This window comes from Wukongibacter baidiensis, assembly GCF_050888315.1.
GTDB lineage: Bacteria > Bacillota > Clostridia > Peptostreptococcales > Caminicellaceae > Wukongibacter > Wukongibacter baidiensis.
The window spans coordinates 1,902,029-1,914,137 of the sequence record NZ_CP138202.1; the positions used below are offsets into that span (position 1 = coordinate 1,902,029).

Annotated in this window: 11 protein-coding genes; 5 read left to right on the forward strand and 6 right to left on the reverse strand. The window is 31.9% G+C overall.

The genetic code is table 11. The features are described 5' to 3' along the window. Positions 1–20 precede the first annotated feature (20 nt). Positions 21–866, forward strand: a complete 846-nt coding sequence (locus tag R9X47_RS08635; RefSeq protein ID WP_432666399.1) for a hypothetical protein — start codon at positions 21–23, stop codon at positions 864–866. A 136-nt stretch (positions 867–1,002) separates the two neighbouring features. Here the strand turns inward: R9X47_RS08635 and R9X47_RS08640 are convergent, their stop codons facing one another. Together R9X47_RS08640 and R9X47_RS08645 are read right to left on the reverse strand one after the other, a co-directional pair. Continuing rightward, entirely contained in the window at positions 1,003–2,352 is a 1,350-nt protein-coding gene (locus R9X47_RS08640; RefSeq protein ID WP_432667608.1) for a sensor histidine kinase, read from the reverse strand. Positions 2,353–2,384: 32 nt separating this feature from the next. Then, positions 2,385–3,059 (reverse strand): response regulator transcription factor, encoded by a 675-nt coding sequence (locus R9X47_RS08645; protein ID WP_432666400.1) that lies wholly within the window; start codon positions 3,057–3,059, stop codon positions 2,385–2,387. Between the two features lie 347 nt (positions 3,060–3,406). Between R9X47_RS08645 and R9X47_RS08650 the strand changes: the two genes are divergently transcribed. Further along, positions 3,407–4,432, forward strand: coding sequence for a hypothetical protein (locus R9X47_RS08650; RefSeq protein WP_432666401.1), 1,026 nt, complete (start codon positions 3,407–3,409; stop codon positions 4,430–4,432). Positions 4,433–4,749: 317 nt separating this feature from the next. Here R9X47_RS08650 and R9X47_RS08655 read toward each other — a convergent pair whose 3' ends face one another. The 4 genes from R9X47_RS08655 to R9X47_RS08670 all read right to left on the reverse strand — a co-directional run bounded on the left by R9X47_RS08655 (position 4,750) and on the right by R9X47_RS08670 (position 7,343). After that, on the reverse strand, positions 4,750–5,205 hold the full coding sequence (locus R9X47_RS08655) for a pyridoxamine 5'-phosphate oxidase family protein (RefSeq protein WP_432666402.1): 456 nt from the start codon (positions 5,203–5,205) through the stop codon (positions 4,750–4,752). Position 5,206: 1 nt separating this feature from the next. Then, positions 5,207–5,767, reverse strand: a complete 561-nt coding sequence (locus R9X47_RS08660) for a TetR/AcrR family transcriptional regulator (protein ID WP_432666403.1) — start codon at positions 5,765–5,767, stop codon at positions 5,207–5,209. A 184-nt stretch (positions 5,768–5,951) separates the two neighbouring features. Beyond that, a complete protein-coding gene (locus tag R9X47_RS08665; RefSeq protein WP_432666404.1) occupies positions 5,952–6,659 on the reverse strand; it encodes a B3/B4 domain-containing protein in 708 nt (235 codons plus the stop codon). Positions 6,660–6,845: 186 nt separating this feature from the next. Then, on the reverse strand, positions 6,846–7,343 hold the full coding sequence (locus R9X47_RS08670; RefSeq protein ID WP_432666405.1) for a DNA-deoxyinosine glycosylase: 498 nt from the start codon (positions 7,341–7,343) through the stop codon (positions 6,846–6,848). Positions 7,344–7,584: 241 nt separating this feature from the next. Between R9X47_RS08670 and R9X47_RS08675 the strand changes: the two genes are divergently transcribed. From R9X47_RS08675 to speB, 3 genes are all read left to right on the forward strand, one after another. After that, positions 7,585–8,790, forward strand: coding sequence for a methyl-accepting chemotaxis protein (locus tag R9X47_RS08675; RefSeq protein WP_432666406.1), 1,206 nt, complete (start codon positions 7,585–7,587; stop codon positions 8,788–8,790). A gap of 117 nt (positions 8,791–8,907) precedes the next feature. Continuing rightward, the gene (locus R9X47_RS08680) at positions 8,908–10,683 is read left to right on the forward strand and encodes a sigma-54 interaction domain-containing protein (protein WP_432666407.1); all 1,776 of its coding nucleotides are present in this window, start codon (positions 8,908–8,910) and stop codon (positions 10,681–10,683) included. 278 nt (positions 10,684–10,961) lie between these two features. Next, the gene (gene speB / locus R9X47_RS08685; protein ID WP_432666408.1) at positions 10,962–11,927 is read left to right on the forward strand and encodes an agmatinase; all 966 of its coding nucleotides are present in this window, start codon (positions 10,962–10,964) and stop codon (positions 11,925–11,927) included. The last annotated feature ends 182 nt before the right edge of the window (positions 11,928–12,109 follow it).

Sequence of the window (12,109 nt, forward strand, 5' to 3'; positions counted from 1 at the left end):
AAGGAAAGAGGGTGACTAGTATGCCAAATTGGATATGGTACTTAGGTCTAACAATTATTAGCCTACTTGTAACAGGGTTCACACTTTGGAAGAAAAAAAATCTAAAGCTGATCCCCTTTTATTTCTTTTTAAGTGTAATAATTATTTATCTTGAATATGTTATATTTATTATATTTGAAAGCTATACTTATCGTCCGAATGTTTTACAGAATCCATACTTCGATAACATCTTGGGGGCCGTGGTCTCCGACTTCTTCAGCGTTCCTGCTGCTGCCTTTGCTATAGCAGCTTTTCAATTAAACTATATATGGATGATATCTATTTCAATTCTATTTATGGGCATTGAATATATCTTTCTTAAATTAAATATCTACGAGCAACATTGGTGGAAAACTATATACACTGGAATTGGTCTGCTTATTCATTTTAAGATATCTAAAGAGTTTTGGAAGTCTCTATCCCAAACCCCTTCTAAAACCTATGTTCGAATTATATCTTTATATGCAAGTTATCATTCTATACACGGGCTACTTACATATTTTCTTATAGTATCATTTAATCTGTATTTGTTTCATATCGGCTTAGTTTCAAATCCATTTCGAGATCACTTTATAGTTAATGTAATATACAGCATTATAATAGGTTGGATTGCTGCTATTATAATTGGTTTCGATTTGAAATGGTACTATAGAACTCTAGGCCTTTTAACCTTTTATATTCTGGATTGGGTACTCATCAAAACAAATATGCTGCAAATGTCCCCAGGTTTTTCAATAAATAAATTGTTCGTTATTCATTTACTTGTATTAATTCTAATAGTGAAATTCAACTCTTATCTAATTAGCAATTACGCAATTAATGATTAGTTAGATACACTATTAAAGGGATTAGTTAAAATAAATTGTTTTAACTAATCCCTTTAGATTTAATGATTTTCTACTTGTAATTACATTCTTTATAGATGTGTGTAATTAAGAAGCTTAACTAACTCAAGTTTCTGAGTCATACATCTATAGTTGGTAACTCTATTACAAAGCTTACTCCTATATCATGATTCTTGGCAGAAATGTCTCCATTATGAAATTCGACAATCCTTTTACAGATAGCCAATCCTAACCCAAAGTTACCCTTCTTATCTTTATAAAAATTGTCGAATATGTTTTTAATATTCTCCTCTTTAATATTAGATCCATCGTTATAAATCTCGATCCTCGCTCTGTTTTTCTCACTACTAACCTTAATGGAAATCTTACTCTCAGCATATCTTATTTGGTTGTCTAGTATATTTTCAAGGGCAACTCTTAGCTTTTCAGTATTTCCCTTTACATTAACTTCCTCTAGCTCAACCTCCCAATTAATATCTGTCTTTACCAGTCTAAATCGTTCATATAGTTCCTCAATGAGTAAGTCGACTTTGATTTCTTCATCTACTTTTTCACTTTTCATTATATAGTTCAAACTATTGAGGTATAAAAGCTGCTTTATCTTATGTTTCAAACGATTTGCTTCATACTTTATTGTCAGTGCAGTTTCTTCTAGACTCCCCATATATACTTCATCTACTATGGCCTGGGCGTAACTTTCAATCACCATTACAGGAGTCTTTAAATCGTGGGATATACTTTGTAAAAATAGCTTTTCTTCCTCATCAGCATTTTTCAAAGCTATCTGCATTCTATTCATAGCATCGGATAATCGTCCTATTTCATCTTCTCTACCTAGTTCCAATGGCTCTGCCCATTGTTTTTTTGCAATTCTTTCTGTATATAGCTCAAGTTTTTTAAGAGGTTTAGCTAGGTTATTTGCAATAATCTTCGATGCGACAAAAGCAACTGCTATAAATAATAGAACAATATGTAAATATTTATAAAAGTCACTATAAATTCTAGTAGTCTTCATATAGGATATAATATAATAGCTTTTTTGGTCATCTTCGAAGCTATTGACTAAAAAGAAAATACTTTGATCTTTATGGCTCTCAATAAATTTCCCCTCTCCTACTTCATCAGTATGAGCTGTCAGTAACTTAACTAATTCTCTATCTTCTGGTCTAGGTGTATGCGTCAGTTGTGGTTTCCTGTCATTAATCTTCCCTCGTAAAAAAACAATGGAACCATCATCTTTATCAATAAGAAAATGATCTATGAATTTAAACTCCTTAAATCTCTTAAGGTCAAAATCCAAAAAAGCAGAATCCTCTTTCAAATTTATATTTAGGACAATATTCTGGGCAATTTCTATATCCCTGAAAATCCTATTTTCTTCAGCATTCTTTACTATTAGGAAACTAAACAATGATATGACAGAAGCAATAACAAGTATCATTATTATGAAGGTAAGCCATATTTGCATAGTCAATGATTTAAATTTAAACCCCTTAAGAATCATTTAATCACCAACTTATATCCAAAGCCATATATCGTTTCAATATCTAGATTAACAAGTTTTTTACGTATTCTTCTAAGTGTATCATCCACTACTCTATCGGTTCCAAAGTAATCTTCTCCCCAAACCTTAAATAGGATTTGCTCTCTTGATATTGCCATATTCTTATTATCAACAAGATATTTTAGCATGTTCAATTCCTTAAGTGTTAATGAGATTTCATCATTCCCCCAAAAGATTAATCGCTGTCCTTCATCTAATATATATTCTCCAAAGTTAACCACATTGTTTAGTTGCTCTGATCTGTCTATATAAATCCTATCTATAAGTTTATTTGTTCGTATCACAAGTTCTCTAGGCAAAAAAGGCTTTGACAAATAATCATCGCTTCCCAGCTCAAGTCCTACAACCCTGTCTAGTTCTTCATTTCTAGCAGATATAAAGATAACTGGGGTATTTGGGTTAAATTCCTTAATTGTTTTAATTAGTTGATATCCATCTATATCTGGAAGCATTATATCTAATATCCAAAGATCTGGTAGATCCTTTATTCTTTCCATGGCTGAATTTCCATCTAAAAAGCTAGTCACATCATATCCTTCCATTTCAAGATACCTTTTAAGCACTAGATTTAAACTTTTTTCATCCTCAACAAGATAAATTCTCTTTGTCACTTACACCACTCCTAATCTGAAGGAATAAACACGAGGGCACTGATTTCATAAAACTAGAATGTAATATTATTATATCATCACATTCCATCCATAAGTTTCCTTACATTTAAATTCATATATTTTTATTATTATTATACTAAGTAATTATCATAGCATTGTAGAAAAATCATGTGAAAAGTATGTGATTAAGATAAATTGTTTTAAAATCTTGGATACAGATTCTCTCTATTCGTTTTTAACTTTTTTATTTCACACAATAATCCCACAAAACTATGATATTAGTCACAAAGTTCTTTGCTAGTATGTATATAAGGTCAAAAATATTATTTGTGAAAGGAGATTTTAATATGAAAAATAATAAAATGTTTAAAACTTTAATAGTAGGAACTTTAGCAATATCGTTAGTATTGCCATTTGGTGTAGGGGCTTTAGAAAACGATGCAAATTCTACTTCTATAAAAGATAGTCAATCAAAACCAGCTTATACAAAAGAGCGTAAAAAGGGTGGAGAAAAAGGTTTTAGACAAGATGACTCTAAGAGGCAAGTAGAATTTGAAAGTATACTTGAAGAATTAGTAAGTGATGGAACATTGACTAGTACACAGGTTGATAAAATAAAGGAAATGGCTGAAGAGAACAAAGGTAAAAGAGTAAATTTCTTTAGTGAGCTTATCGATCAAGGTACTTTAACTGAAGAAGAGGTAGATGCAATACAGGAAAAAGTCCATGAAAAAAAGGAAGCTGAAAAGCAAGAGAGAATGCAAGCAATGCTAGATGATCTTATTGAAAAGGGTACAATTACAGAGGATGATGCCAGTGAAATACTTGATTTCGTCAATGAAAAAACTGAAGAAAGAAAGGCTGAATTTGAGAAAATAAAGGATATGACTGAAGAAGAAAGAAAAGCCTATTTTGAAGAAAACAGACCAGAAAAAAGAAATTTAACTGAGAATTTAGTTGAAGAAGGAATAATCACTCAAGAACAAGCCGATGAAATTAAAGAACTATTTCCTAAACATAGAAAGCAATCTGGTGAAAAAAAAGGTTTTGATGGAGACCATGTTCAAAGACAGGAAAAGCTGGCAGAAGTACTAGAGAAAATAGTTGAAGATGGTACACTTTCACAGGATAAAGCTGATAAAATCCTTAGTTTCATAAATGCAAAAGAAGACGAAAGAAAGGCTGAGTTTGAAAAGACAAAAGATATGACTAGAGAAGAAAAAAAGGCATATTTTGAAGAAAATAGGCCGCAAAAAGGTAATTTATTAGATGAATTAGTTGAGGAAGAAATAATCACTCAAGATGAAGCTGATACACTATCAACTATTTTCCCACAACCTAAAGATAATAGAGGATTTAAAAAAAATAAATAAATAGAATCAACAATCTGACAGAGGCCTTAGCCCCTGTCAGGCTGATGAGAGACTCGAATTTCTTCATTTTTGTTGATGCTAAGAATGTTTACTAAATACTGAGTCTTCTTAGCATCCGTCTTCCTTGAACTTCGAGTTTGTCATCAGTCTTCCAGATTGTTGACTTTATCAACAATCTCTTAGGGGCCCCTGCCCCTACTTTTTTTATAACACATAATCAGTTACAAACATTATAAGTTTATCGATAACCTTATAATTTCCTAATATGGTATGAAAAAAGCTGAAGCATTTTCAGCTCCAGCTTAATATCTAATTACTTATCTATAAGAAATCTCTTCTGTATACCCAAATTGAACTGTATTGTCAGTTAACATAACCTTATCAAGTTCAACTCTTACTCCAACAAAATCACTTGGCTCACCTGGTAAATCCTTTAGGTAAGGGAATTTTTGAATTATAAGTCCAAATGCCTTTTGAACTTGCTCAGGTGTTTCACTTATGTAAGCCTTTCCACTAGCCTTTATGTATCTTAACTTACCCAATTCTTCCATGGAATCACAATCATGGTCTATTACTACAAATACATTGTTATTTGCTTTAATTTCCTTTACTTTATTAGTCATTTTGTGAGTTATGAAATATAAAACTGACTCATCTTCACCCATAGCATAGTCTACACCTCTAGCCTTAGGCATACCATTCTCATCTACAGTACTGATACTCATTAAATTGTGGCTCTTTACTACCTCTAAAACTTTTTCTTTTGATGTCATATTATTGTCCTCCTTTTTCATTTAGCAATATATTAAAAACAAAATAATTAAACTCTTTAATAGCTTTGTTAGTCTTTTCTAACTTAGTTTTCAATAAGACTCCCTCAAAGCATGAAACTAGAAATGATGCCATAGCTTTTTTATCTGTACTTTCATCAATGTTAGTATCATTTAACATTTCTAATATTTCTGATTCTAACATCGTTGTCCATTCAAGAAGCTTTATTCTAAAGCTATCATTTAAATCCGATAGCTCTAAAATTAGATTACCTATGGCACATCCTCTTTTATATTCCAAATCATAAAACTTATCAAAATAGAAGTTAAAAAAACCTTTTAAGCCATCACTATTTTTAGAAAATTGATTTAATACTTGCCTTGTCATATCAACATGGTAATCTATAACCCTTAGCGCTAGATCCTCTTTGTTTTTAAAGTAGTAATAGAAAGATCCTTTTGGTATCTGCGCTTCATCAAGTATCCTTTGCAGCCCTATATTGTTATAGCCATATTCATGTATTAAATTTGCAGCGATCTCTATGATTTTCTCCTTTTTATTCATTAAAGTTCACTTCCAGTATGATAAGCAATTTTATATTAGACCGGTCGTCTATAAAGATAATATCATCCCTATATGCTAAAGTCAAGATAAAATTTTAATACAGAAATAAAAAATGACAAGATAACTTTTGAAAAAGTCTTGTCATTTCTTAATTATTCTCTATAATATCAGATCTCTATTTAGTTTATTCTATATCGATTTGTCTATTAGATTTATTTAAAACTTCTATTCGATAATCTCCACCTAGATGTTGTTTAACAAGACTCCCCAGTTCCGCTAAAGCCTCTTTCAAATCATCCATCCTACTATCATCTATCAATTCAATACATAAAAAGGCATTTCTTGTATCCTCAGTCAATTTTGTTCGATCTGCCTCTCTCCAGTTCCAACAGCGACAAATAATACCTTCATCATCCTTATAAACGACTTCTCCCTCTCTAGGAGGCTTATTCTTCTCACTTCCCAATGGAAGAAATTCTTCTTCACCCACTGCCCTAGTTAAACAAATATTTCCCTCCATTTCATCTATGTCTTCTCCTCCACATGGAAGTCCATATTTAAGAGAAATATAATTATAGATATCGACCAATGGATTTATTGAGCCAATATGATTTCCTTTATGTACCCTCTTTAAAAGATTTTCTATGGAAGCCCTATTCCCCTTCTCAGCTCTAAACTTTTTGTAAGCTTCTCTCCAAAGCTTTACCACAGGTGTTTGATTAAATTCATCTCTATTAATTTTCTTTAATGCTAGTTCCTCACCCTTAAGCAGTAGCTCTTCATATAACTTGTCTGCTTTTTTCGTATTATCTATTCCTCTACACACTACTACACCAAGTTGTGCATTATCAAATAACTCTAAAAAATTATCCTCTACAATAAATTTCTTCACTAAAATTTCCTGCCTTTCTATAGAATTTTGCTACTTAATATCCTGTGTAATATTTCTTAGCCAACACTTCACAGTATAGTGACTTTATTATTGCTAATTATACTTAAGAAAATTTCTACTGTCTCCAACCAAAGGTCCTTAATCTTACCCAACCAAGAATAGAGTAAACAATAATTGATTTTCTATCTAACGCGGGTTTAAACATTCTTTTATTTTCATCCAATGTTTCAGCTTCTCCTCAAGGGGGATTGTCCATGCTGGACTCGATGAAGGAAGTTTAAATAGTAATTTACCTTCCAAGAGAGCCCTATCAACCTTTCTCATAAAAAGACTTTCCGATTTTGTACCATTAAAGAATATGAATTTTATATTTGGATACCTTTTAAACAATGTCTCAAAATCATTTATTTCAGGATTTTTTATACTGGAATCTAGACTGCCCTCTCTATAGCAACCTTTTATAACATCCCAAAGTGCAATATGGTTCTTTAATAAAAAAGTAACTCTATCATTATAATCTTTATCAATTTTCTTATCTAACATTGCATATATAATCTTCCAAAACTGGTTTCTTGTATTACCATAATACTGTGTTTTTTCTAATGACTTTATACTTGGAATCGAGCCAAGTATTAAAACCTTTGAATTTTTATCTATTACAGGCTTAAAAGAATTAATATTCATTCTAACTTCCTTTCTTCATCGTTATTCCATTTGCTTAATAGTCTTTAGAACAGCGAATTCATGTAGTGAATTTGTACATATTATACCATATTCTCAATAAGATGCTTTACACCCTTTAGCAAATGTAAATAAGACTTCAGTCCCAATTCAAGCAAATATTGTTGAAATTTGGGAAATTTTGTTGATATTCATTTAACAAGATAGTACAATTATATTAGACTGAATTTAGGAGGGTGCATTTATGTTTAAGAAGAAAGATCACTTTAAATCATACTTAGAGGTCCTACCACATCTTAAAGATTTAACTCAAGAAGACATAATGGTCTCTGTAGCTAACAAATCAAAATTTATTGCTTACTATCCAGGGGACAAAATGAAGGTGGATCTAGTTCCTGGTACGCCTATACCTACGGACGACCCTCTACGGAAAACGATTTCTAACAACGAGATAATAAGTACCGTAGTACCAAAGGAAGTATATGGTTTGCCTTTTAAGGCAGTTACATATCCTATTAGGAATGGTAAAGGTGAATGTATCGGAGCCATAGGATTCGCTAAATCTCTAGAAAAAGAATATTTGATTAGCGATTCACTAAATAATCTTATTGAAAAAATTACTCAATCTAATAGCAGCATGCAGGATACATCCGAAAGGATTGTAGATATATCGCAAAAAACACTAGATATTTCATCTGCAACAGAAGAAGTTTTTGCAGGTATTCAAGAGGTTTCCAGCAGTTCAGAAGTAGTTGATGAAATAAGTAAAAAAGCTAAATCGCTAAGCAGCAACGTAAGAGAAGATGCAATAAAGGGTAAAGAATCTATTGAAAATGTAGTTGAAGTAGTTAACACTATTTCAAAGTCATCAAAGGAAGTAGTTGATCAGATAAATCAGTTGAATGATTCAATCCATAGAATCGAAAATATGGTTCATTTAATAAATCAGCTATCAGAGCAAACAAATCTCTTGGCCTTAAATGCTTCTATAGAAGCAGCAAGAGCAGGCGAACACGGTAGAGGTTTTGCAGTAGTTGCAAATGAGGTAGGCAGTTTAGCTGAGCAATCAAAATCTGCTACAGTAGAAATAGCTAATACAGTAAAATCAATCCAAGATGAAATTAGTCGGGTTGTTCAAGCAGTTGATCAATCAGATATTAATATATCAAACAGCGTTAAAGTCGCTGAAGAAGCCAATGAGAATATATCCTCAGTTCTTAGTCACATTACTCAAGTTGATTCTATAATTAGTGATGTGTCACAAAAATCTAAACAGCAATCACAGATATCCGTAGAAATATCTTCTGCCATTGAAAGCTTGGCAAATTCTGCAGAAGATACCGCTAGTAACACTCAGTCTATAAGCATGACTGTTAATGAGCAAATGAATTCACTTAAAGATTTTGAGTTGGAAATAAAAGATGCTGTTCAAAAAATAACTAGTGTATAATATTAATAAAGAAGCCTATCAGATTGTTGACAATTTGATAGGCTTTTAATAAACTCAAAGTACGAGGTGCGCTGAAATCAAATATGAGAAATCTTTCTACGAAAGAAGGGATCTATAGTGAATATCAAAATGTTAGATTTGGAAAGAGGCTTTTATCTACATTCTAATACACTAGATAAAAGGGAAATACTAAAAATGTTTTCTTTAGCAAAAACTACTCAACTCCCAATTATTCAAGACAATTTGCTATTAGGATTAGTAGATTTGGTTTTGCTCATAGAATCTAATGCTAATAATCTAACTATAGACAACTGTACTGTAAAAGATCTTTTCTCACTAAATTTGAATGATGATTTACTAAAAATTGATTTACCACAGCAAGAAATTATACCTGTTATAAGCAAAGAAAATGTATATTTAGGATACATTCCTAGAAAAGATTTAGACAGAAAAATCCAAATGGCAAAATTGAAAAAAGATATTGAAAATTGCTATTCCAATAAAATACATTACTATAGAGATATTAAAGAAGAATTTGATGCAATATTTGAGTCGTCGTATGACGGTATTCATATAACCGACGGTGACGGTGTAACTCTACGATTCAATAAGGCTTGTGAAACAATCGATGGTATTAAAAAAGAAAAGATTATCGGTAAGAACATGAATCAGTTAGTTGCTGAAGGAATATATTCTAAGTCTGTAGCATTAGAGGTATTAGAAAAGAGAAGACCCATAACTATATTGCAAAAAGTAAACGGGAAAGAGATAATGGCTACAGGAACACCTATCCTTAAGGATGGTAAAATATTTAGGATAGTTATTAACTCAAGGGATATCACGATATTTAATAATCTAAAAAAAGAACTCGATGCAGCAAAAAAAATACAGGAACAGTTTCAAACTGAACTTGAACTATTACGATCAAAACAAATGAAAATCGACAATCTGGTTGTAAAAAGCCCAGCGATGAAGAAAATCCTTTCCCTGGCCTTACATATTGCTAAGTTTGATTCTACAGTTTTAATACAAGGAGAATCAGGGGTCGGAAAAGGAGTTGTTAGCAAGTTAGTCCATGTAAACAGTCATAGGAGTAATAAACCCTTTATCAAAATTGACTGTTCCTCAATACCAGAAAATCTTCTAGAGTCAGAACTTTTTGGATATGTGAGAGGTGCTTTTACAGGTGCTGATAAGGATGGAAAAATCGGGCTTATTGAATTAGCTAATGAAGGAACCCTCTTTTTAGATGAAATAGGTGAACTACCTTTAAATTTACAGGTTAAACTTTTAAGAGTTCTACAAGATAAAGAGTTCTATAGGGTTGGCGGTAAAAAACCTATGCCAATAGATGTTAGGATAATTGCTGCAACAAATAAAATTCTTGAAAATATGGTTGAACATAAGAAATTTAGAAAAGATTTATATTATCGTCTTAATGTTCTCCCCATCAATATTCCTCCTCTCAGAGAAAGAAAAGAAGATATTCGGCCTCTAATTATTCATAAGTTAGAAAGCTTTAATAAAAAATATTTTCTTGAAAAATCTATAAATCCTGAGGTTTTGAAATACTTGCTAGACTACAATTGGCCAGGGAATGTACGTGAGTTAGAAAATATTGTTGAAAGAATTATTATAACCTCTAAAGAAGAAATCATTGGTTTGGAAGACTTACCATTTGAAGTTATCAATTATAATACGACTATCCGTTCTAATAATATGATTGAAAATATCAATTCATATAAAAATACAATGGATAATTTTGAAAGAGAATTATTATTGAATGTAAAGAGTCGGTGTAAAAGTACGATAGAAATGTCTGATATTCTAAAATTAGACCCAAGCACCATAAGAAGAAAATTCTATAAGCATAAGATAAAAATAGATTACTAACTAGAAATAAAAGGGAGTGCAATATTACACTTAGATGTAATATTGCACTCCCTTTTCAATTCTTCTAATTACAAGTGTTATATCTAACCATTGGAATCCACAGTGCAATTTTGCACTCCAATTGTCAACTCCCTTATTTACAAGTTGAGTTAAATTTCCCTATATTTCAACCCTTTTCATCTAGTTTCTCAATAATAATTTCATTGGCATGGCATTTGCGTTAATGAATTAACGTACTACTAATTATTCAGTTGCTCTTATAATAAGGAGGTTTTAAAATGGAAAGAAACAAGACTCATCAACCTGCTAGTGCTTTAAACTCACCAAGATTTTGCAACACCGGAACATTTATGCGATTGCCTAAACTTGAAACACTAGAGGGGTTAGATTTTGCTGTTGTGGGTGTTCCCTTTGATACTGCTAGTTCCTTTAGAACAGGTTCAAGGTTTGGTCCAAGTGCCATCAGAAATATCTCAGCCCTTATTAAACCAAATAATGTATATCTTCAAGTAAATGTTTTAGAGAATTTAACAGGGGCTGACTATGGTGATATTGGAATAGTTCCAGGTTATATTGAGCCAACCTTTGAAAACATTGAAGCCGAATTATCACAAATAATAGATGCTGATATAGTTCCAATTATTTTAGGCGGGGATCATTCAATCTCTCTTGCCCATTTAAGGGCTCTTGCTAAAAAGCACGGCCCAGTTGCTTTAGTTCATTTTGACTCACATGCCGATATAAATGATGAAGTATTTGGACAAAAATATAATCATGGGACTCCATTCCGCCGTGCCCACGAAGAAGGCCTTATCGATCCAGCCCATACAATACAAGTAGGAATGCGAGGATCTCTATATGATCCCGATGAGCATAGAATTGCAGAGGAAGAATTAGGATTCAGACTTGTCCCAGCTCACAAGGTTAGAGAAATGGGTTTTGATGCACTAATAAAGGAAATAAAGGATAGAGTGGGCGATAAAAAAGTATTTTTCACATTCGATATCGATTTTGTTGACCCTGCCTATGCACCAGGTACTGGTACTCCTGAAGTAGGAGGCTTTACCTCCCTAGAAACATTAACAATAATACGTGCTCTTAAGGATCTGAACTTTGTTGGATGCGATATCGTAGAAGTTGCTCCACATTATGACCCAACTGAAATGACTGCTTTCATGGCTGCAAACGTAGGTTTTGAATTTATTTCAATGCTTGCATTAAAGAAAAAACTAGGTGCACTATAATAAGAAATGATATTTTCATTTGCAATTGTCTTAACTATATAAGCAACTTGAAAAAATAAATAACTTTAAATTATTGTTTGGATTCTTTATAGAATCGTTAAAATAACAGGCTGTGATAAAAACTCAAAATCAGGTACACTGAAGTTAAGCTTTTATCATCAGCCTGAACTATAAATTGCAAA